Annotated in this window: 21 protein-coding genes; 12 read left to right on the top strand and 9 right to left on the bottom strand. The window is 71.9% G+C overall.

What is annotated here, in order from left to right:
• The first annotated feature begins 13 nt into the window (after window positions 1-13).
• Window positions 14-685, top strand: coding sequence for a dihydroxyacetone kinase subunit DhaL (dhaL, locus tag ABH940_RS25265; RefSeq protein WP_370106229.1), 672 nt, complete (start codon window positions 14-16; stop codon window positions 683-685).
• A gap of 84 nt (window positions 686-769) precedes the next feature.
• On the opposite strand, the gene ABH940_RS25260 is transcribed toward dhaL, so the two are convergent.
• From ABH940_RS25260 to ABH940_RS25250, 3 genes are read right to left on the bottom strand one after another with little or no spacing between them, the layout of a single operon-like run.
• Window positions 770-949, bottom strand: a complete 180-nt coding sequence (locus tag ABH940_RS25260) for a hypothetical protein (RefSeq protein ID WP_370106228.1) — start codon at window positions 947-949, stop codon at window positions 770-772.
• A 46-nt stretch (window positions 950-995) separates the two neighbouring features.
• On the bottom strand, window positions 996-1,463 hold the full coding sequence (locus ABH940_RS25255) for a hypothetical protein (RefSeq protein WP_370071328.1): 468 nt from the start codon (window positions 1,461-1,463) through the stop codon (window positions 996-998).
• A 10-nt stretch (window positions 1,464-1,473) separates the two neighbouring features.
• Window positions 1,474-1,959: a GNAT family N-acetyltransferase gene (locus tag ABH940_RS25250; protein WP_370106227.1), complete on the bottom strand. Its 486-nt coding sequence runs from the start codon at window positions 1,957-1,959 to the stop codon at window positions 1,474-1,476.
• 52 nt (window positions 1,960-2,011) lie between these two features.
• On the opposite strand from ABH940_RS25250, the gene ABH940_RS25245 reads away from it, so the two are divergent.
• Window positions 2,012-2,305: a hypothetical protein gene (locus ABH940_RS25245; protein WP_370106226.1), complete on the top strand. Its 294-nt coding sequence runs from the start codon at window positions 2,012-2,014 to the stop codon at window positions 2,303-2,305.
• A 19-nt stretch (window positions 2,306-2,324) separates the two neighbouring features.
• Here ABH940_RS25245 and ABH940_RS25240 read toward each other — a convergent pair whose 3' ends face one another.
• Window positions 2,325-3,257 (bottom strand): LLM class F420-dependent oxidoreductase, encoded by a 933-nt coding sequence (locus ABH940_RS25240; protein ID WP_370106225.1) that lies wholly within the window; start codon window positions 3,255-3,257, stop codon window positions 2,325-2,327.
• 266 nt (window positions 3,258-3,523) lie between these two features.
• On the opposite strand from ABH940_RS25240, the gene ABH940_RS25235 reads away from it, so the two are divergent.
• The gene (locus tag ABH940_RS25235; protein WP_370106224.1) at window positions 3,524-5,590 is read left to right on the top strand and encodes a hypothetical protein; all 2,067 of its coding nucleotides are present in this window, start codon (window positions 3,524-3,526) and stop codon (window positions 5,588-5,590) included.
• Window positions 5,591-5,664: 74 nt separating this feature from the next.
• On the opposite strand, the gene ABH940_RS25230 is transcribed toward ABH940_RS25235, so the two are convergent.
• Window positions 5,665-6,201 carry an Lrp/AsnC family transcriptional regulator gene (locus ABH940_RS25230; RefSeq protein ID WP_370071338.1) on the bottom strand — a complete coding sequence of 179 codons (537 nt, stop codon included), beginning with the start codon at window positions 6,199-6,201 and terminating at the stop codon, window positions 5,665-5,667.
• 173 nt (window positions 6,202-6,374) lie between these two features.
• Between ABH940_RS25230 and ABH940_RS25225 the strand changes: the two genes are divergently transcribed.
• From ABH940_RS25225 to ABH940_RS25210, 4 genes are all read left to right on the top strand, one after another.
• Complete coding sequence (locus ABH940_RS25225) at window positions 6,375-7,634, top strand: homogentisate 1,2-dioxygenase (RefSeq protein WP_370071340.1); 1,260 nt, start codon at window positions 6,375-6,377, stop codon at window positions 7,632-7,634.
• On the top strand, window positions 7,631-8,491 hold the full coding sequence (locus ABH940_RS25220; protein ID WP_370106223.1) for a hypothetical protein: 861 nt from the start codon (window positions 7,631-7,633) through the stop codon (window positions 8,489-8,491). The genes ABH940_RS25225 and ABH940_RS25220 overlap by 4 nt, the downstream gene beginning before the upstream one ends.
• Before the next feature lie 96 nt (window positions 8,492-8,587).
• The gene (gene fahA / locus ABH940_RS25215) at window positions 8,588-9,823 is read left to right on the top strand and encodes a fumarylacetoacetase (RefSeq protein ID WP_370106222.1); all 1,236 of its coding nucleotides are present in this window, start codon (window positions 8,588-8,590) and stop codon (window positions 9,821-9,823) included.
• A gap of 160 nt (window positions 9,824-9,983) precedes the next feature.
• A complete protein-coding gene (locus tag ABH940_RS25210; protein ID WP_370106221.1) occupies window positions 9,984-10,880 on the top strand; it encodes a DUF1254 domain-containing protein in 897 nt (298 codons plus the stop codon).
• Between the two features lie 61 nt (window positions 10,881-10,941).
• On the opposite strand, the gene ABH940_RS25205 is transcribed toward ABH940_RS25210, so the two are convergent.
• On the bottom strand, window positions 10,942-12,114 hold the full coding sequence (locus ABH940_RS25205) for an alpha-hydroxy-acid oxidizing protein (protein WP_370071348.1): 1,173 nt from the start codon (window positions 12,112-12,114) through the stop codon (window positions 10,942-10,944).
• Between the two features lie 104 nt (window positions 12,115-12,218).
• Here ABH940_RS25205 and ABH940_RS25200 point away from each other — a divergent pair, with 104 nt between their 5' ends.
• Together ABH940_RS25200 and ABH940_RS25195 are read left to right on the top strand one after the other, a co-directional pair.
• A complete protein-coding gene (locus ABH940_RS25200; protein ID WP_370106220.1) occupies window positions 12,219-13,109 on the top strand; it encodes a helix-turn-helix domain-containing protein in 891 nt (296 codons plus the stop codon).
• A 64-nt stretch (window positions 13,110-13,173) separates the two neighbouring features.
• Entirely contained in the window at window positions 13,174-13,578 is a 405-nt protein-coding gene (locus ABH940_RS25195; protein ID WP_370106219.1) for a VOC family protein, read from the top strand.
• A gap of 85 nt (window positions 13,579-13,663) precedes the next feature.
• Here ABH940_RS25195 and ABH940_RS25190 read toward each other — a convergent pair whose 3' ends face one another.
• The gene (locus ABH940_RS25190) at window positions 13,664-14,419 is read right to left on the bottom strand and encodes a peptidyl-tRNA hydrolase (RefSeq protein ID WP_370071354.1); all 756 of its coding nucleotides are present in this window, start codon (window positions 14,417-14,419) and stop codon (window positions 13,664-13,666) included.
• Between the two features lie 374 nt (window positions 14,420-14,793).
• Here ABH940_RS25190 and ABH940_RS25185 point away from each other — a divergent pair, with 374 nt between their 5' ends.
• The 3 genes from ABH940_RS25185 to nadE all read left to right on the top strand — a co-directional run bounded on the left by ABH940_RS25185 (window position 14,794) and on the right by nadE (window position 19,866).
• Entirely contained in the window at window positions 14,794-16,995 is a 2,202-nt protein-coding gene (locus ABH940_RS25185) for a putative Ig domain-containing protein (RefSeq protein ID WP_370071356.1), read from the top strand.
• 191 nt (window positions 16,996-17,186) lie between these two features.
• Entirely contained in the window at window positions 17,187-18,911 is a 1,725-nt protein-coding gene (locus tag ABH940_RS25180) for a class I adenylate-forming enzyme family protein (protein WP_370071358.1), read from the top strand.
• Between the two features lie 115 nt (window positions 18,912-19,026).
• Window positions 19,027-19,866, top strand: coding sequence for an ammonia-dependent NAD(+) synthetase (gene nadE, locus ABH940_RS25175; protein WP_370071360.1), 840 nt, complete (start codon window positions 19,027-19,029; stop codon window positions 19,864-19,866).
• A 65-nt stretch (window positions 19,867-19,931) separates the two neighbouring features.
• Here nadE and ABH940_RS25170 read toward each other — a convergent pair whose 3' ends face one another.
• Together ABH940_RS25170 and ABH940_RS25165 are read right to left on the bottom strand one after the other, a co-directional pair.
• Window positions 19,932-20,393 (bottom strand): SCP2 sterol-binding domain-containing protein, encoded by a 462-nt coding sequence (locus ABH940_RS25170; protein ID WP_370071361.1) that lies wholly within the window; start codon window positions 20,391-20,393, stop codon window positions 19,932-19,934.
• 84 nt (window positions 20,394-20,477) lie between these two features.
• A complete protein-coding gene (locus tag ABH940_RS25165; RefSeq protein WP_370071362.1) occupies window positions 20,478-21,365 on the bottom strand; it encodes a MaoC family dehydratase in 888 nt (295 codons plus the stop codon).
• Window positions 21,366-21,369: the final 4 nt, after the last annotated feature.

The following is a 21,369-nucleotide window of genomic DNA, read 5'->3' as shown; positions in this document are numbered from 1 at the left end:
CGCCGGCTTGAACATGGACGATCGCCCTGCCGACGGCAGCCCGGCGCAGCAGCCCGACACGCTGGACCTGGTGCGCTGCCGGGCCTGGATCGAGGCGGTGGTGACTGCCGTCGGTGAGCGCAAGGGTGAGCTGACCGAACTCGACGCCGCCATCGGCGATGCGGACCACGGGACCAACCTGCACCGTGGATTCACGGCCGTGCGGGCCGCGCTGGGTGGCGACTTCGCGCCGGGGACGGTGGGGCAGTTGCTGGTGAAGGTCGGCATGACGCTGATCTCGAGTGTGGGCGGCGCGTCCGGCCCGCTCTACGGGTCCGCGTTCCGCGCAATCGGCAAGCAGTTGGCCACGCCGGAGGCCGACGCGGACCAGTTCGCGCTGGCGCTGCGGTCCGGGCTCGACGCGGTCCGGGCGCTGGGCGCGGCGGCGGCCGGGGACAAGACGATGGTCGACGCCCTCGGCCCGGCCGTCACGGCGTTCGACGACGCGGCCGGCAAGCGCCTCGGCTTCGCGGACGCGGCGCGCGCGGCAGCCCACGCGGCGGAGGACGGCGCGAAGGCGACGGTGCCGCTGCAGGCCCGCAAGGGCCGAGCCTCCTACCTGGGCGAACGCAGCATCGGTCACCAGGACCCGGGCGCGACCTCCACGGCGCTGATCTTCACCGCGCTGGCGGATGTCTTCCAGTGATCGAACGGTGATCGAACGAAACGAAAACGAAAGGGCCCGTCGCGTGGTCGTGCCACCCGACGGGCCCTCCGTCGTGTCATGCGCTCAGTCCTGCTCCGACGACTGGTCCCGCTGTTCCCACTGCTCCCGCTGTGGCACCGCGCAGCCGTCCGGGCCGCAGACCGGGACGTCCTCACCCGTCGACGTCGGCAGGCCGGGAAGCTGGAGCAGCGGTACCAAGGGCACCAGAGGGGAGTCGGTGGGTGCGGCCGCGTCGTCGTTCATATGGAGGTCAACGGCCTCCCGCGCGCATTGATTCCGTCTCATCGCGTCAGTGGCCCAGCGTCGAGCCGGGGCGGACGATCATGATGATGGTGACGGCGACCCAGAGCAGGTTGAAGACGCCGGTGAACATCGCCAGCTGCTTGGTGTCCTTGACGGTGACCGCGCGGTCGCCGGCGCCCTTGCCGGTCAGCAGTTCCGTCTGGCGCGGCAGCACCAGGGCGGCGAGGACGACGGCGGCGATCGCGGTGAGGACGATCGAAACGATCACCCAGGTCTGGCCGGTGACCTTCATCACGCCCGCTGCCGCGAAGCCGAACATCGGCACGGCCAGGGCCACCAGGGCGTAGACCTTGCAGATCCGGTTGAGCACGCCCAGCGTCGCGGTCTGCTCGACCTCGTCGGGGGCGGCGAGCACCTTGCGTGCGACCGGCGGGAACATGCTCGCGGCGATCGCGACCGGACCGATCGCGATGATCGCGGCGATGATGTGGATGATCAGGAAGAGCTTCGTCACGGCGTTGAGTCTAGGCAGACCCCGTAACAGCCCCGCCTGCCGGGTCCGGCCTCGTCCCGGACAGCGCCTCAGGGGTCCAGGACAGGGCCATCAGGTGTTGCGGATCGCGGACCGGGGCGAAGCCCGCGCGGGCGTAGACGTCGTGCGCGTCCACGGTGGCCAGCATCAGCCGCTTGAGCCGGTACGGCGCGAGCTCGGCGACGACGGCCTCGGCGATCCAGGTGCCGATGCCGCGTCCGCGCAGCTCGCGGGCGACGTAGACGTCGGCGAGCCAGGCGAAGACCGCGTAGTCGGTGACCACCCGGGCGAAGGCCACCTGTTCGTCGTCCCGGTAGACGCCGAAGACGAGCGAGTGATCGATCGATCGCATCACGGTTTCGTGGCTGCGACCCATCGCCCAGTAGGCGTCGGACCCCAGCCAACCGTGCACCCGGTCGCGGTCGATGCGGGCCGGGTCGGTGTCCAGGACGAGGCCGTCGGGCCGAGCGATCAGCATGCGTTGCAGCGTAGGTGGGACAGGGACGGTCCGCTCGCAATATTGTGCGGGTATGGATCTTGAAAAGATGGACCGGCCTTCGGTCGAACAGCGGCTTGAGGCGATCGAGCAGAAGCTGGACGTGCTCCTTGCCCACTTCGGGTTCGACGCCTCGGGGAACCGTGCCGGGTTCGGCGGCGACCCGGCCCTCGTCGACGTCGAGGACGCCGTGCGCGCGGGCAAGAAGATCCAGGCGATCAAGTTCTACCGCGAGCGGACGGGGGCGAACCTCCGCGACGCGAAGGCGGCGGTCGATGACATCGCCGCCGAGCTGCGGCGACGCGACGGCCGCGTCGAAAGCCGCTGACCGCCGCGCCACCTGACGGTCACACCCCGGCCGCGCGGACGGCCTCGTGGAACTCCGCCGCCAGGTCGATCAGGTGGTGGGCGTCCTTGCCGCTGCCCTGGAGGTCCAGCAGGAGTTCGTGGACGCCCGCCGCCGACGCCGCCGCCACGTCCGCGAGGATCTGGGCGCGGCTGCCGGTGAACTGCTGACGGCCCTCCTCGGTCAGGGCGTCCGGGGTGATCCGGATGTTGGCCCGGCCGATGAGCTCCATGCCCGAGGCGTCACGCCCGTGCGCCTCGGCCTCCTCACGGAGCCGGGCCCAGACGCCGGGCAGTTTGTCGAACGGCACCCCGACCGGCAGCCAGCCGTCCGCGCGGCGGGCCACGCGGGCCAGCGCGGGACGGCTCGCGCCCGCGAGCAGCACCGGGATCGGACGGACCGGCTTCGGCCCCACCACGGCGGGGGCGACCTTCGTCCACCGGCCGTCGTAGCTCACCGGATCCGCGCCCCACACCGCCGCCACGACGTCGAGCAACTCGTCGAGCTGCGCGCCACGTTCGGCGAAGGGCACGACCGAGGCCGCCGCGTACTCGTCGTGGGACCATCCCGTGCCGAAGCCCGCCAGCACCCGGCCGCCGCTGGCGGCGTCGAGCGTGGCGAGCTGCTTGGCCAGTTGGAACGGTATGTGCAGCGAGGCGACCAGCACGCTGCTGCCGATCCTGACCCGTTCGGTGACCGCGGCGGCCGTCGCCATCGTCATCAGCGGTTCGGCGACCGAGCGGTAGGTGTCGGGCCAGGGCAGGCCGGGGACGCCGAAGAGACCCTGGGTGGGCTCCTCGGGCACCAGCAGCCGCTCGAACACCCAGACGCTGTCGTAGCCGATCCGCTCGGCGGCGCGTGCCACCTCCGCGACGTCCTTTCCGGGCGTGTACTGCTTGAACTGAGGCAGGCTCAGCCCGAGGCGCAGTGTCATGGCGGTCCTCTCCGTCGGCGAACTTTCCGTCGGTGAGGTCAATGTGCGGGGGCCCGCGCTTGTTCCCCGCGCCCGACGACCGCCGACTCGAGCCCGACTCCAGCCGGCTTCGAGCCGCGCGACCGTGCGGCGGACGGCGTGCGAACGGTCGATGAACAGTCCCTGAGACCCCTCCCACGCGTCCCGCGCGGTGGGTCAGGATCACGCCGTCTCGTCAGACGCGCACCACTCCAAGCCCCCTGACAAGCCCCCTGAAAGGGACACCCATGCCTCGTCGTCGGATCACGACGGCCTCTGCCATCGCGGTGGTCGGGCTCGCCACGACCGCCGCGCTGCTCGGTCAGGCGTTCGCCGCGGACGCTCAGCCCGCCCACTCGGCCCAGTCGGCGCAATCCGGTCACCGTCACCGGAGCCCGGCGGGCTACTCCGTCGGTACGCCCGTCGTCGACACCGTCCAGGGCGGTCCGTGGACGCTCGCCCAGGGCGACCTGACGGCCGGTCAGTCCTACGGCTCGTCGCTGCCGGTCTACGCGGCGGGCGGCACGGGGACGGTCACCGTCGGGGGCGTCACCTACCCGAACCTGGCCGTCGACCCGGCCGCAGGCAGCGGCACCGTCCCGGCGCAGAGCGGCGTCACCGGCACGCCCGGCCCGCTCCCCGGCTACTGCAGCAGCGGCGGTGCGACGCCGGAGACCGGCACGGTCGTGCGTCAGCCCAAGGGCACCACGCTGCCGATGCAGCCGTACTACTTCCCCTTCGTCACCAGCAGTAACGGCGGTCGCACGCTGACCGGCCTGTTCGACTACCGGCCCAAGGACACCGACGAGGCCGTGGTCTCCGCCGTCTCCCACGACCACGGGAAGACCTGGACCTACACCGGCGAGGCGCTGGAGCAGAACCAGGGCCTGTGCGCCGACGGCAACACCGACGACGACGGCCAGGGCCACGCGTTCACGCTGACGGTCCACGGCAAGGAGTACCTCTACACGCTCAGCCGCCCGAGCGGTGACAATCTCGGCGTCAACCTGATCGTGCATCAGCTTCACCCGAAGGGTGACGACCCGCTGGCCGGGCTGCCCTCCGCCGAGCCGGTCGGCATGGGCGGCGCGACCACCGCGACCGCCGCGGTCTCCGTCCCGGCCGGTCCGGGCGGCGACGGCGTGACCGTCAACGTCGGCGACACCTCGAACTTCGAGCAGGCCGGCCACTTCAACGTCGACGGCCACATCGTCGACTGCAACGACAACAACGCCACCGCGACCGCCTTCACCGGCTGCACCACCCGCGACGGCAACGGCGTGCAGATCACCGCGGGCGACAAGGTCACGGCCGACGCGGTCATCCCGGCCGACGCTCAGCAGACCGGCGGCCTGATCGCGCCCGACGGCATCATCAGCACCGTCTCGCACCTGAAGGGCGCGCCGCGCGGCAGCGTCGGCGTCCTCTACACCGAGAAGATCGTCAACTACTACACGCCGACCACCACCACGGCCGCGGTCACCCTGCCCGCCGCCGCCGTGCCGGTCGGCAGCACGGCGCAGCTGCCGCTGACGGGCGGCTCGATCACTGTCAGCCTCGGCACGGCGGCCGGGATCGTCCAGGTGACCTGCACCGGTGAGGACGCCACCGACCTGACCGGCTGCAGCGGCGGCACCGGTTCCGTCGCCAAGGGCAGCGACGTCGGCGCGCCCGGCGCGGCCGTCGCGCCCTACGCGACGCTGTCCAAGACCGGTGAGGGCAAGAACAAGCCCAAGACGCTCTTCGGCAACAACGAGGACTACACCGTCACCCGCGCCGCCTACACCACGGACGGCCTGCACTTCACCGACCTGGGCCAGGTCAGCGGCCTGAACGACCCGACCTCCAACAGCGCCAGCGTGCTGCGCTGGGTCGGTTCTCGCGGCACCGTCATCACCAACCGGGACGGCAGCTACGGCCTCTTCCTCTCCGGCGCGTACGCGGCGGACGGTGACAGCGACGCGTTCAACCAGATCTTCTACTCGTCCTCCAAGGACGGGATGAACTGGTCCGCGCCGCAGAAGCTGATCGGCACCGACTACACCTTCTCGGCGCTGCAGCAGCTGAACGCCAAGGGCGGCCCGCTGGGCGTCTCCGGCTACTACTCCGGCCGCGTCTACGACCCGACCGTGGTGCCGAACGCCGACGGCACGCTGACCATGCTCTTCGCCGGCTACTCGACGCCGAAGCCGCTGCCGAGCGTCGGCGACACCTACGGCACCAACGCGGCCGCGCTCTACACGGTCGGCGCCGCGCAGCCCGCCGAGTACCGCACCATCCTCAGCGTCACCCTGCGCCCGAACGGGAACGGCTGACACCTCTGAACGTCACCGGCGGAACACTCCCTCCGCCGGTGACACTCCCTCCGCCCGTGCGCTCCGCCCGTGCGCTACGCGCCCGAGTCGCCGTCCTTCGACCGCCCTGCGGTCGGGACGCGGCTCGGGCGCGGTCGTTCCTCCGCCTCCAGCAGCGGCAGGTAGCGCGGCGCGACCACCTGGGACAGCGCGATGACGCTGGTGGACCGGGACACGCAGGGGATCCGGCTGATCTCGATGAGGGTCTGCTGCAGCCCGTCGTGCGAGGTCGCGGCGACCCGGCACTGTACGTCGCTGGAGCCGGTGGTGCCGTAGGCGTCCAGCACGCCGGGAACCTGGGACAGCTCGTTCGCCAGCTCGGCCAGGCTGCCCTGGGAGATCTCCAGGTTGACGAAGGCCATCACCGGGAACCCGGCGGCGGCCAGGTCGACGTCCGGTCCGTGGCCGGTGATCACCCCGTCGGCCTCCAGCCGCTGGATCCTGGCCTGGACCGTCGCCCGCGACACGCCGGTCAGCCGGGAGAGCTCCAGGAACCCGGCACGCGGATGGTCCTTGAGCGCGCGGATCAGCAGCACGTCCAGCTGGTCGGGTTTTCTGCGCTGAGCTTCCATCTGGCGGCCTTCCTTTCCGGATCAAGCTTGGCAGATTGCCTACCTCGACCGCCGGACGTTGTCAGCGAGCGAAGCTAGGCCCTGTACTGCTGATCGTCAATACTGGTCCTGTCAGGGCGCCGGACGGGGTCTGTCCGGGGGCCGAAGGCACAGCAGCCCGGGAGGCGACGAAGGTGGCCTACTACCGCAGCGTGGGGGCGATCCCCCCGAAGCGGCACACGCAGCACCGAGCAGCCGACGGTTCGCTCCACTACGAGGAGCTGATGGGCGAGGAGGGCTTCTCCTCCGACTCCTCGCTGCTCTACCACCGCGCGATCCCTTCGGCCATGGTCGACAGCCGGGTCTGGCGGATCGACGACGCCAAGCCGGAGCCGAACCACCCGCTCAAGCCGTTTCACTTCAAGCTGCACGAGCTCTTCCCGGGCGCGTCGTGGCGGCAGGCCGACCCGGTCCGTGACCGGCGGGTCGTGCTGGCCAACGCCGACGTCCGGATCGCCTATGTCGCCGCCGGGCTGCCGTCCCCCCTCTACCGCAACGGGATCGGGGACGAGTGCGTCTACGTCGAGTCCGGCGCGGGCGTGATGGAGAGCGTCTTCGGCAGCATCGAGGTGCGCCAGGGCGACTACGTCGTCATCCCGCGGGCCACCACCCACCGCTGGCTGCCGACCGGCGACGCGCCGCTGCGCCTCTACGCGATCGAGGCCAACAGCCACATCACCCCGGCGAAGCGCTACCTCTCCAAGTACGGCCAGCTGCTGGAGCACGCGCCCTTCTGCGAGCGTGACCTGCGCGGCCCGGTCGGCCCGCTGGTGGTCGAGGACGGCCCGGACGCGGACGGTTCGGGCGAGGACGTCGAGGTCTACGTCAAGCACCGCGTGGGCGGCGGCATCGGCGGCACCGTGATGGTGATGCCCACGCACCCCTTCGACGTGGTCGGCTGGGACGGCTGCCTCTACCCGTACGCGTTCAACATCGCCGACTACGAGCCGATCACCGGCCGGATCCACCAGCCGCCGCCGGCCCACCAGGTCTTCGAGGGCACCAACTTCGTCATCTGCAACTTCGTGCCGCGCAAGGTGGACTACCACCCGCTGTCGATCCCGGTGCCGTACTACCACGCCAACGTGGACAGCGACGAGGTCATGTTCTACTGCGGCGGCGACTACGAGGCCCGCAAGGGCTCCGGGATCGGCCAGGGCAGCGTCTCGCTGCACCCGGGCGGCCACACCCACGGCCCGCAGCCGGGAGCGTACGAGCGCAGCATCGGCGCGGAGTTCTTCGACGAGCTCGCGGTCATGGTCGACACCTTCCGCCCGCTGGACCTCGCCGAGGGCGCCCGCGCCACCGACGACGGCCGCTACGCCTGGAGTTGGAGCGGACGCGGCCCGGCGGACCAGCCGCACCGCGACACCGACGGGGGGACGGCGGAGTGAGGCCTGCGCACTCGGTGCCGCCGCTGTTCACCGGCCTCTGCGACGACGCGGCCCTCTTCCCGCCCGGCAACGCCCCGGTCGAGGACGCCGTCCCGGCGCACCGGGCCCACCGCAAGGCCTGGTACGCACCGCTGATCGGACCGTTCCTGCTCGGCGCGGACAGCATCGCCGACGTCGGCGCGGCGGCGGGGGAGGAGCCCCTGGACGTCGTGCTGGTGGTCCGCGCCGGACCGGCCGCGTTGCCCGCCGCCATGGCGCAGTTGGAGAAGTGGCCCGCGCTGCGCCCGGTCGGCGTGGAGCTCGGCCCCGACCCCGAAGGCTCCCCGGCCGAGTCCGCCGCACGCGGCTGTGCCGCGCTGGACCGGGAGTTGCCCGGCCAGCACGTCACGGGCGCGGTGGAACTCCGACGTGGCCCGGGTCTCGAACTGACCCTGGACGTCGTCGCCGCGTCGCCGTACCGGGCCAAGTACCGCACCGGAGGCCTGGATCCGGCCGCCTTCCCGAGTGTCGAGGAGCTGGCGGCGTTCGTCACCGGCTGCGCGATGCGCGAGGTCGCGTTCAAGTGCACGGCCGGGCTGCACCATGCCGTACGGAACACCGACCCGGCGACCGGCTTCACCCACCACGGCTTCCTCAACATCCTGCTGGCCGCGCACTTCGCGGTGCAGGGCGCGGACGTCGAGGCGGTGTCGCAGGTGCTCGGCGACCACGGGGCGGACGGACTCGCGTCCGTGGCAGCGGATCTGACGTCCGCACAGTCCGTGGCCGCGCGTGGTGCGTTCACCGCCTACGGGACGTGCAGCGTGCTGGAGCCGCTGGAGGACCTCTCCGCCCTCGGGTTGCTGCCCGCCGACTGACGTCTGCCTGATGGTTGACGATTCATCACCTCCCGCCCGTACCGCTACCGTTCTCTGTCGACCCGTCGACCTGTCGACCACCCCGTGGAGCACCGCGTGACCACCGCCTCCTGGCTGGACCTGCCCGCCGACTCGCCGTTCGGGATCCACAACCTCCCCTACGGCGTCTTCAGCACCCCGGACGACCCGCGCCCGCGGATCGGCGTCGCCGTCGGCGAGCAGGTCCTGAACCTGGCGGCGGTGGCCCACACCGTCGGCGTCGAGCCGGAGCTCACCGACCTGCTCGACGCGCCCACGCTCAACCCGCTGCTGGGCGCCGGACGCCCGGTCTGGACGCGGGTGCGCGCGCTGCTGACCGAGTGGTTGACGGACCCGGCCTTCCAGGCCGCCGTCGAGCCTGAACTGACGCCACGTCAGAACATGACGCTGTATTTGCCGTTCCAGGTCGGCGACTACGTCGACTTCTACGCCTCCGAGCACCACGCCGCCAACCTGGGCCGCCTGTTCCGTCCCGGCAGCGAGCCGCTGACGCCCAACTGGAAGCACCTGCCGATCGGTTACCACGGCCGCTCCGGCACCGTCGTGGTCTCCGGCACACCGGTCGTCCGCCCGCAGGGTCAGCGCAAGGCGCCGGCGGACGCGCTCCCGAGTTTCGGTCCGAGCCGCCGCCTCGACATCGAGGCCGAGGTCGGCTTCGTCGTCGGCGCGCCGTCCGAGCTGGGCGACTCGGTGTCGCTGGGCGGCTTCGCAGACCACGTCTTCGGCGTCTGCCTGGTCAACGACTGGTCCGCGCGCGACATCCAGAGCTGGGAGTACGTGCCGCTCGGCCCGTTCCTCGGCAAGTCCTTCGCCACCTCGGTCTCGCCCTGGGTGGTGCCGCTGGAGGCCCTGCAGCACGCCCGCGTCGCCCCGCCCGCGCGCGACGTCGAGCCGCTGCCGTACCTGGACGACCGCGATGCAAAGGAGCCCTGGGGCCTGGACCTCTCCCTCGAGGTCCGCCTCAACGGGACCGTGGTCTCCCGACCGCCGTTCGCGGCGATGTACTGGACGGCGGCGCAGCAGCTCACTCACATGACGGTGAACGGCGCGTCGGTCCGTCCCGGCGACCTGTTCGCCTCCGGCACGGTCAGCGGCCCGGACCGCGGCACCGAGGGCGCGCTCATCGAGCTCACCTGGAACGGCGAACGCCCCGTCACCCTCCCGGACGGCACCACCCGCTCCTTCCTGGAGGACGGCGACGAGGTCACCATCACCGCGACCGCCCCGGGCCCGGGCGGCACGGTCATCGGCTTCGGCGAGGTCTCCGGCCGCATCCTGCCCGCCCGGGGCTGAGCCTGCTGCGGCTGCGGTTACGGCTGGGCACGAGCCGGGCGTGGGGAGGGCGCGTGCAGCCACCCTTGCGGCGCGTACGGGTGGCGCAGGGGGCCTCGCTCCACCACGCTCGGGAGAGGACCGGCTCGGGACGGGGCCGGCTCGGGAGGAAGAGGGCGTCATGGCATTCCCGCCCGTCGAGGAGATCCGCCGCACCGCCGCCGAGGGGTGGATCTGGGGCTACGCCCTGCTGGAGAACTACCACGTGCTCTACCAGCAGGCGGTCGAGGGCGGGGTGGGCTTCGGCGTGTTCCACCACGAGACCGCGCCCGGCGGCCCCGACGGGCCGCCGTCCGCGTGGGCGTGGCTGGACCTGCGGTCCGAGCCGTGGGTGCTGACCGTCCCGGCCACCGAGCGTGGCTACGTCGTGGCCGTGCACGACCTGGACACCAGCTATGTCGGCTTCGTCGGGTCGGGCAGCACCGGCGGCGAGGGCGGACACCACCTGCTCACCGGCCCCGGCTGGCAGGGCCGGGTCCCGGACGGCGTGACCGGTGTGCTGCGCGCGGACACCACCCTCGTTGGCCTGACCGGCCGCACCCAGCCCGTCGCGGACGAGGACGGCGCGGAGGCGGTGTACACCGCCTTCCGGCGCGGCTTCCGGATCCGGCCGCTCAGTGACTACCTGGGCCGCGGCGCGCCCGAGCCCGCACCCGAGCCGGTCTGGCCGATCTGGCGCGAGGAGGCGATGGACACCGTCGAGTTCTTCGCCGTCCTCGACTTCCTGCTCGGGTTCTGTCCGGTGCTGCCGCTGGAGGCGGTGCTGCGGGAGCGGCTGGCGGCCCTCGGGGTCGGCACGGACGGTGAGTTCGAGCCGGGCGACCTCCCGGCCGGTGCGGAACAGGCCTTCGAGCACGGGATCGCCGACGCGCGCCACCGTCTGGCCGCCGCCAAGGCCGCGCGCGGCCCCGAGTCCGTCCTCTTCGGCACCCGCGCCGAACTCGCCGAGAACCCGCTGGCGCGCGCGGTCGGCGCGTCCGTCGGTCTGCACACCCTGCCGAGCTACGCCTGGTTCTGAGCCAGGTGGCCCCTTGGCCCCATGGCCCCTTGGCCCCATGGCCCTGTGGCGCCTTGGCGCCCTACCTCCCGACGCGGCGCAGCGCGCCCTCCGCGCGCAGGTCGGCCAGGGTCGGGTAGCCGTCGACGGCCATGATCAGGTCCGCCTCGGCGAGCAGCGTGCGCAGCACGTGCCCGATGCCGTCGGTGCCGCCGAGGGCGAGCCCGTAGGCGTAGGGGCGGCCGATCCCGACCGCCGTCGCGCCCAGCGCCAGCGCCTTGACCGCGTCCGCGCCCGACCGGACGCCGGAGTCGAAGAGGACCGGCAGGCCGTCCGCCGCCTCGACCACACCCGGCAGCGCGTCCAGCGCGGGCAGACCGCCGTTGGCCTGGCGTCCGCCGTGGTTGGAGCAGTAGAGCGCGTCCACGCCCGCGTCCTTGGCGCGACGGGCGTCGTCCGGATGGCAGATGCCCTTGAGGATCAGCGGCAGCCGGGTCAGCGAGCGCAGCCAGGCGAGGTCGTCCCAGGTCAGCGGGTTGCCGAAGATCTGCGTCCAGGCCAGCACCGCCGAGGTGGGGTCCTCCTCCGGGGTCTTGTCGAGCCGGGAGCGGAAGACCGGGTCGCTGAAGTAGTTGGCCAGGCAGTGCCCGCGCAGCTGCGGGAAGTTGCCGGTGGAGAGGTCGCGCGGACGCCAGCCGGTGACCCAGGTGTCCAGGGTGACCACGATCCCGGCGAAGCCGGCCGCCTCGGCCCGCTGCACCAGGCTGGCGGCCAGCTCACGGTCGGTCGGGGTGTAGAGCTGGAAGAGGCCGGGCGTCCCGCCGAACTCCTTGGCGACCTCCTCCATCGGGTCCACCGACAGCGTCGAGGCGACCATCGGCACCCCGAGCCGCGCGGCGGCCCGCGCCGTCGCCAGATCGCCGTGACCGTCCTGCGCGCAGAGCCCGATCACCCCGACCGGGGCCATGAACAGCGGGGTCGGCAGCGACAGCCCGCACAGCTCCACGGTGAGGTCGCGCTGCTTGGCCCCGACCAGCATCCGCGGCACCAGGCCCCAGCCGTCGAACGCCGTGACATTGCCGTCCTGCGTCCGCTCGTCGCCCGCGCCGCCCGCGACGTAGGACCAGATCCCGGGCGGCAGCGCGGCCTCCGCCCGGCGGGCCAGCTCGGCGTGGGCCATCGGCAGCTCGGGCAGGCGGCCGAAGAGTCCGTTGAAGTAGATCTCGTTCTGGTAGTCGCCGAACTGCGCACTCATCGAGCCGATCGCCTCCCTGGCAGCGGGTGTCGCCCGCCAGCCTCCCGCCTCGGGTGATCACTGGCAAGCACGCGAGCCAGGGGGGAGGAGGTGAGAATGGGGACGTGGTCACCGGCGTGGTGGACATCGGCACCGAGGTACGCGTGGACGAGGCCGTCCGCGCCGCGCCTGCGCCCGCGCTGCACGGGCTGGTCGGCTGGTACTCCGGCTACCGCCAGCGCGGCCTCCCGGAGGCCCGCCACCGCGGCCTGCCCTCGCCGTGGCTGACACTGATCCTCACCCTGGACGAGCCGCTCAGCATCGCCGCCCACCCGGATCCGGCAGGTGCGCCCGGCGAGTACCCCACCCTGCTCGGCGGCCTGCACACCTCGCCCGCACTGATCGCCGTGCCGGGACGGCAGTCAGGCGTGCAGATCGCCCTCAGTCCGCTGGGCGCGCGGTCCCTGCTGGGGCTGCCGGGCGGCGCGCTGGCCGGGATCGACGTCCACGCCGACGACGTGCTGGGCGCTGACGCCCGCGAGGTCCACGAACGGCTGCGCGCGGCCACGGGATGGCCGGAGCGGTTCGCGGTCGTGGACGGCTGGTTGGTGGGTCGCCAGCTGCGTGGCGCGGTGGCGTCCGGCCGGATCTCGTCCGTGCCGCCCCCGGAGGCGGTGCACGCGTGGCGGTTGCTGGTCGCCAAGGGCGGGCACATCCGCGTTGACTCGCTTGCCGCGGAGGTGGGTTGGAGCGCACGGCACCTGCAGAGCCGGTTCGTCGCGGAGTTCGGCCTCAGCCCGAAGGCCGCGGCCCGTGTCGTCCGCTTCGACCTGGCCAGACGCCTCCTGGCCACCCGCCCGGACCGCCCCGACCTCGCCGGTCTGGCCGCGGACTGCGGCTATGCCGACCAGTCCCATCTGGACCGTGAGTTCGCCGCGTTGGCGGGGTGCTCGCCGAGTGCGTGGCTCGCGGAGGAGTTCCGAAACATCCAATCCGGCCACCACCCGGCGAGTTGATGCTGGGAGCAGCAGCCCGTCCGGAGAAGCCGGAGCAGCAGGAGCAGAAGGAGGCGCATCCACCATGCCCACCGATCCCGCACCGCAGGTCTGGCCGACCTTGCGCGCGAACGACGCCCGCGCGCTGATCCGGTTCCTGGTCGACGCGTTCGGCTTCGAGGAGACCGTTGTCCACGGCGAGGGCGACGACGTCCAGCACGCCCAACTGAGCTGGCCGGAGGGCGGCGGCGTCATGCTCGGCTCGGTCCGCCCGGACCAGACGGGCGACGCGTGGCCGCTTCAGCCCGGCACCTTCGGCGCCTACGTCGTCACCGCCGACCCGGACGCGGTCCACGCCCGCGCCAAGGCGGCGGGCGCGGAGATCACCGCGGACCTCCACGTCACCGACTACGGCTCCCGCGACTTCGCCGCCCGCGACCCGGAGGGCAACCGCTGGTCCTTCGGCACGTACCCGGGCGAGCCGAGGTAGACCGTGCTAACGGCCCGGTAGGTGCACCACGGGGGCGCGGGGATTCTTGAGGCGAGCAAGCGCGCGCTTGGCCCGAAAGGCTTGCTCAGTGCAGTGCCGGATGGTCGGCGACCACCGTGCAGGAGCCCGGGGCGATCTCGGTGAAGCCGGCGTCGCGGACCAGCGGCAGCCCCGCGTCCGGTGACGTCAACTCCGCCCACCGCGCGGCCTGCGCGGGGCGCACCGCCAGTGGGAAGCCCTCGGCGCGCCAGGCAGCGCGCGCCTCGCCCCCGAGTGCCCACCAGGCGAGCTGCGCGGCGTGGCCGACCTGGGCCATCGCCTTGCCGGTGGACATGGTCAGCTCCGGGTTGAGCCAGAGCACCGGGGTGTCGGGGGCGGCCGGGGGAGGGGGAGTCTCGTCGGTCAGTTCGGTGCCGGAGACCTGGAGCTTGGCCAGTTCCTTCGGCCAACCGTCCAGCGGGATCGGCGGGAAGACGCGGACCTCCGCGGCCTTGCCGACCGTGGTGAGGCCGGGCAACTCCGCCGCGCGGCGCCACTCGCCGCCGCGGGCGCGGCGGACCACCTTGCGGATCCGGGCGTCCTCCCAGGCCGCGACGGCCTCGGCCCACTCGCCGTCCGGCTCGGTCACCCGCTCGTCGCTCAGGAAGGCGAGCACGGCGCGTGCCGCGGTCTCCAGGGCATCGGTGTGACCGGGCGGGTCCGCGCGCTCGACCCGGACGACGAGGGGGAGCACGTACTGCGGAGCGCTGTCCCGCAACTCGGCCTGGTCGGCGAAGGGGTTGGCCGACGGAGTGTCGGTCGGGGCGGGTGCGGAAGAGGAGTGCTCAGCGTTGGTCGTCACCGGTCCAGTCTCCCAGGCGTGTGGAGCGGTCGTCCGGTGCGCCCTCTGCACCGCGCGCCCCCTGCGCGCCTCCCCTGTCCGCGCCTCTGAGGTTCCTCTGAGGGTGCTGGTTCGATCACGTTCTGCTACGCGCGCTTATGCGTCATGACCAGCGCAGATCTACTCGACAGTAAGATCTGCTGATCTTGCGCCCAACAAGTGCATGTTCTGTGCATGTTGACGAGATGTCAGGCCCCTGCTTCGCTGTGCATGCACAACACCACCACAGGTGGTGGCAGCCCTGTTTCCCCTGATCCACGCGCTACGGGCAGTCACGTGTACACCCAAATGATGTGTACACGACAGGACGTTCTCCATGAGAGGATCCGCAGACGATGGGCATCCCCCTTCGCGGTGGAGCGGCACGCGCGGCCATGGCCGGCCTCGCCTCGCTCTCCCTGGCCGGCGCAGTCGCGTTCGGCATGGCCACACAGGCCGACGCGGCCCCGGCACACACCGCCGGCGCATCGACCGCAAGCACCCAGTCCGCCAATCCGTACAACCCGGCCACCGGACACTCCTACCGGCACGGTGTGATCCCGACCCTCTCGCAGAACGCGAAGATGAAGTCGTGGGCGGCCTCGCACGAGTCACCGCAGGCCACGACGGGTCCGGAGACGCTGTCCTACGGCGGCGGCATCAACAGCGTCGGTGTGCTGGACGGTCACGCCAAGGTCTACCTGGTCTTCTACGGCAACCAGTGGGGCACCCAGAGCACCAACAGCAGCGGCGACGACACGTTCTCCGGTGACCCGGACGGCGGCGCGCCGGCCGCGCAGGAGATGTTCAAGGGCATCGGTACCGGTAACGAACTGTGGTCGGCGACGCTGACGCAGTGGTGTGACGGCACCGGTGTCTCCTCGGGGGCGACCAGCTGCCCGGCGTCCGGCGCCAGCTACGTCCCCTACATGAGCGGCGGCGTGCTGTCCGGCGTCTGGTACGACAACTCCAAGGCGGAGCCGAGCGCGGCGACCGGCAACCAGCTGGGCACCGAGGCCGTCAGCGCGGCGGCGCACTTCGGGAACACCACCTCCGCCGCCAACCGTGACGCCTACTACGTCATCCTGTCGCCGACGGGCACCAACCCGGACAACTACCAGGGCCAGTACTGCGCCTGGCACGACTACACCGGCGACTCCTCGCTGACCGGCGGTGCGGTCAACTCGCCCTACGGCGACCTGGCCTTCTCCAACCAGCCCTACAACATGGACTCCGGTTCGGGCTGTGGCGTCGGGTTCGTCAACTCGCCCGGAACGCTGGACGGGTGGACCATCACGATGGGCCACGAGTTCGCGGAGACGGTCTCGGACCAGTTCCCGGCGGGCGGTTGGACCAACCAGCAGTCCGGCAGCAGCTACAACGGCCAGGAGAACGGCGACGAGTGCGCCTGGCTCTCTCCGGGCACGGCGGGCGGCGCGGGCATGGTCTCCATGGGCACCGGCTCGTTCGCGATGCAGGCGACCTGGTCCAACGACACCAACGAGTGCGACCTGTCGCACGCCATCGTCAACCACGGCGGTAACACCGTCACGGTGACCAACCCGGGCAGCCAGACCTCGACCGTCGGCACCGCCGCCTCGCTGCAGATCAGCGGCTCCGACTCGGGCGGCGCGAGCCTGACCTACACCGCCACCGGTCTTCCGGCGGGTCTGTCCATCTCCTCCTCCGGTCTGATCTCCGGCACCCCGACCGCCGCCGGCACCTCCAGCGTGACGGTCAAGGCCACCGACAGCACCGGCGCGAGCGGCACCACCTCCTTCACCTGGACCGTCAACTCGCAGGGCGGCAACGAGACGGTCAGCGTGACCAACCCGGGCAACCAGACCGCGACGGTCGGCACCGCTGCCTCGCTGCAGATCAGCGGTTCGGACTCGGCGGGCAAGTCGCTCACCTACAGCGCCACCGGTCTTCCGGCGGGTCTGTCGATCTCGTCCTCCGGTCTCATCTCCGGCACCCCGACCACGGCCGGGACCGACAGTGTGACGGTCACCGCCTCCTCGGGCACCGCGTCCGGCAGCACCTCCTTCACCTGGACCGTCAACTCGTCCACCGGCGGTTGCACCAGCCCCGGCCAGAAGCTCGGCAACCCCGGCTTCGAGTCCGGTAACACGACCTGGTCCGCCACCTCCGGTGTCATCGGCCAGTACAACTCGTCGGGTGAGCCGGCCCACTCGGGCACCTGGGACGCGTGGCTGGACGGTTACGGCACCACCCACACCGACACCCTCTCCCAGAAGGTCGCGATCCCGGCCGGCTGCAGCGCCAACTTCTCCTTCTGGCTGCACATCGACACCGCCGAGACCACCACGACCACGGCTTACGACACCCTCAAGGTCCAGGTTCTGAACAGCAGTGGCACCGTGCTCGGCACCCTGGCCACCTACTCGAACCTGAACGCCGCCAACGGCTACAGCCAGCACTCGTTCAACCTGAGCAGCTACGCCGGGCAGACGGTCACCCTGAAGTTCACCGGCAGCGAGGACGCCAGCCTGCAGACCAGCTTCGTGGTCGACGACACGGCGCTGAACGCCTCCTGAAACACCCGCTGATCGGATCTGATCCGACGGCACGGCAGTAACCGGCCGGTGGCCGTGACGCTCAGCGCGTCGCGGCCACCGGCTCCGTGTTGTCCGGCAGCACTTCTGTTTCTGCCCGAAGCATGGACAGGGCCTGGCAGCGGGCCTAGCTTGACGAGCGCGCTCCGCCCCCGCTCGAAGGGAGTTGTCGGATGACCCGCGACCTCTGGCCGGTCGGTATGCCCCGCACGCTCGACTATCCGACCACCGGGCTGCACACCCTGCTCCCCTCGGCGGCCCGTGCCCACGGTTCGCGCACCGCGCTGGTCGACGGCGAACTACGGCTGAGCTTCACCGAGTTGCTCGACAAGGCGCTGCGCTTCGCGCAGGGGCTGCGGGAGCGCGGAATCGGCCGAGGCGGTGTGGTCGCGCTGGTGCAGCCCAACAACCTCTGGTTCTCCGTCAGTTACCACGGCTCGCTGCTCGCCGGGGCGACGGTGTCACCGATCAACCCCACCCAGCCGCCGGAGGCGCTGGCCGCCGCGCTGCGTGAGGTCGACGCCGCCGCCCTGGTCACCCACCCCGCGTACCTGACCGCCGTGGCGCAGGCGGTGGAGGAGTTCGAGCCGCCGCTGATCGTGCTGGTGCCGCCGACGGCGACCGCGCCCGCGCCGCCGCCCAAGCCGGGTCCGCCGACCGCGAGCCCCGCGTCCACGGGGGCCGCCGGGGTGGTCCCACTGGCCGAACTGCTCGCCGCCGAGCCGGCTCCCGCCACGGTACGAACGCCGGACGACCTCGCCCACCTCTCCTTCACCGGCGGAACCACCGGCCGCTCCAAGGCGGTTCGGGTCCGCGACCGCCATGTCTGGGCCAACGTCCTGCAGTCGCTCTGCGCTCGTGCCGCCGTGCTGCCCGAGTACGACGCCGACGGGATGGTGACGCTCCGTCAGGTCGCGGGCGCGGCAACGCCGTGGACCGCGCAGATCGGTGCGGAGCTCGGGGTCAACGTGGTCCCGGTCTTCCACGCCATGGGCCTGATCAGCGCCAGTATCGCGGTGTTGGGCGGAACGACGGTCGTCGCCCACGGCCGGTTCGAGCCGCACGCGTTCCTCGCGGCCATGGTGCGCAACGGCGCGACCGGGCTGACCGGCTCGCCCGCCCTGCATCACGCACTGCTCGCCGCCATCGACGCGGGGTCCTACGACCTGCGGGCGGTGCGCCTGGTCAACTCCGGTGCCGCGCCGCTCGATTCGCCGACCATCGCGCGCCTCGCCGCGGCGTTCCCCAACGCGGCCGTCGCCGAGGGCTACGGGATGACGGAGGCGACCATGGCGCTGACCATGGTCACGCCTGACCGCGACCACCCCAACGAGCCCGGCAGCGTGGGCGTTCCGCTCTTCGACACCGAGTTGGAGATCCGCTCGCCCGCCGACCCGGCCAAGGCGCTGCCCGTGGGCGAGACCGGCGTGGTCTTCGCCCGCGGCCCGCAGATCGTCGACGGATACCTGAACCGCCCCGAGCTCACCGCCGAGCAGTGGGTGGACGGCTGGCTCAACACCGGTGACGTCGGGCGGCTGGACGAGGACGGTCAGCTGTTCCTCTCCGGGCGAGCAAAGGACATGCTGATCTACAAGGGCTACAACGTCTATCCGACGCAGCTGGAGGAGGTGCTGGCCGCGCATCCGGCGGTCGCGCAGGTCGCCGTCATCGGCGCACCGCACCCGGACGCGGGCGAGGTCCCGGCCGCGTACGTGGTGCTGCGTCCGGGCGCCGAGGTGTCGGCGGAGGGGCTGACGGCGTTCGTGGCCGACCGTGTCGCGCCCTACCAGCGGATCAGGGAGCTGTACTTCCTGCCCGCGCTGCCCGTCTCGGCGGCGGGCAAGGTGCTCAAGACCGAGCTGCGCGCACTCCGCGCCCGCAAGGGCCGGAGGGAGTGACCACAGGCGGCGCCGCGAAGTCGTCACCGTCGAGGCACTCCCGGAGAACGCCACCGGGTCGGGGGTCGTAGCCTTCCTCTAGAGTGCAGGCAAGCCTTACGACCGAGGAGCAAGCGTGTCCGACCTGGCGTCCGCGTCCCAGCAGCAGGTGCAGCAGGAGATCGCCCGGGATCTCCAGGTGAGCCCGACCTTCGACGCCGGGCAGGAGATCGAGCGCCGGGTGGCCTTCCTCGCGGAGCGGCTCACGTCCACCGGGCTGCGCGCGCTGGTGCTCGGCATCAGCGGCGGCGTGGACTCGACCACCGCCGGTCGGCTCTGCCAGCTCGCTGTGGAGCGGGTCCGCGAGGCCGGGGGCAACGCTACCTTCTACGCCATGCGCCTGCCGTACGGCGTCCAGGCCGACGAGAAGGACGCCCAGCTGGCGGTGGAGTTCATCCGCGCCGACAAGGTGCTGACCGTCGACGTGAAGCCCTCCAGCGACGCCGCGCTGGACGCCGTCCTGGCCGGTGACGCGGTCTTCCGCGACGAGCACCACCAGGACTTCGTGCAGGGCAACATCAAGGCCCGGCAGCGCATGGTCGCCCAGTACGCCGTGGCCGGCGCGCACGACGGGCTCGTGGTCGGCACCGACCACGCCGCCGAGGCGGTCTCGGGGTTCTTCACCAAGTTCGGCGACGGCGCGGCCGATGTGGTCCCGCTGACCGGCCTCACCAAGCGGCGCGTCCGGGCCGTCGCGGATGCGCTCGGCGCGCCCGCCGAGCTGGTCCACAAGACCCCGACCGCCGACCTGGAGACGCTGAACCCGGGCAAGCCCGACGAGGACGCGCTCGGCGTCACCTACGACGACATCGACGACTTCCTCGAAGGCAAGCCGGTCGCCGAGGACGCGTTCGCGGCGATCGTCCGTCGCTACGGCATGACCGAGCACAAGCGGCAGCTGCCGATCGCTCCCTGAGCGTTCTGCCTTTTGCTGTGGCCCGGGGTCTCGTGCTCCGGGCCACAGCTGTAGACGTCCCCGGGTCAGGCCTTCGGGATGTCGAAGTAGTGCGTCAGCCGGGCGGCCAGGCTGAGGTCCCCGGTGACCTTGAGCTTGCGCGAGAAGAACATCGTCACCGGGCTGGCGTTGCCCGAGACCAGGCTGAGGAACTCCGCGTCACCGAGGGTCAGCGTGACCTTGGGGGTCTCCTCGCTGCGGCCCTCGGTCACGGCGCAGCTGCCCTTGTCGATGGCGGTCTCGAAGACGCTCTCGCCGTCCTCGCCCACCTTCCAGCGGATCAGCGCCACGGTCTGACCGGCGTTGTCCGGGCGGAACTGGCGCTCCATGCGCCCGAAGACCTCGCGCAGGACCTGGAGACGCAGCTCGCCGCGCATGATCTCGCGGATCTCCTTGGCGGAGAGCCCGTTGACCAGCCGGGCGAACTCCTGCGGGGAGACGGTGGCGAAGTCCAGCTCGGCGAGCTGCGCTGCGGTGGTGTCTGCCATGACGGGCTCCTGTGACTGATGGGTGGGGTGGGTGGTGCCCGCGCGACGGGCGGACGGGCGGACGGGTGCACGGGCGGATAGGCCCTATGTGGCGCTGACCCGGCCGAGCAGATGGCGGCGGTCCGCCGTCGGGTCGGTGAGCTGGAAGGACCAGTCCCGCTCCGCCACGCGCGCCGCCCGGAACCGCACCGAGCCGGGGAGCAGCACCGGCGTGCGGAAGTCCACGCCGACGGTGAACGCGTCGGGCAGGTGCGGCTCCAGAGCGGCCAGGCAGCGGGCCTTGGTCCACATGCCGTGTGCGATCGCGCGCCGGAAGCCGAAGAGGCGGGCGGTCAGCGGGTGCAGGTGGATGGGGTTGCGGTCGCCGGAGACCGCACCGTAGGCGCGGCCCAGGTCGCCGGGCAGCGTCCACGACGCGTCCAGCTCCGCGCCGGTCAGCTCCTCGTCGACCGGGCGTGGGCCTTTGGCGTCATCGCCAGGTCCGCGGTGCAGGTAGGTGCTGACGGAGCGCCAGACCCGCTCGGCGTCGGCCGTGGTGGCCTCCGCGACGACGTCGAAGACGCGGCCCTTGGCGTGCGGGCGCGGCGCGGTGGTCCGGACGAGGTGGTCGAGGCGGGTGTCCGGGGCGACCGGTCGCAGCTGCTCGATCCGGTTGGCCAGATGGACCAGGCCCAGCAGCGGCAGCGGGAAGTCCCTGGCCGTCATCAGCGCCATCGAGAGCGGGAACGCGACCAGGTGCGGATAGGTCGCGGGCAGCCGGTCCACGGCCGCGAACCCGCACAGCTCGCGGTAGCGGTCCAGCCGTTGCGGATCGGGCGCGACGTTGCGCAGCCGTACCGCGCGCTCGGGCACGGAGGCGCCGTCCCGGCGCGACTTGGGCAGCACGGCACGGGCGTACAGGCTTGCGATCGACGGAGTTCCGCTCAGTTCGATCACGTCGATCGCGCTGTCTGTCGAGTCCGTTGTGATCATTCGA

This window comes from Streptacidiphilus sp. BW17, from assembly GCF_041262485.1.
GTDB lineage: Bacteria > Actinomycetota > Actinomycetes > Streptomycetales > Streptomycetaceae > Streptacidiphilus.
Note: the sequence above shows the minus strand (reverse complement) of the source record. Positions and strands in the feature narration are given on the sequence as shown.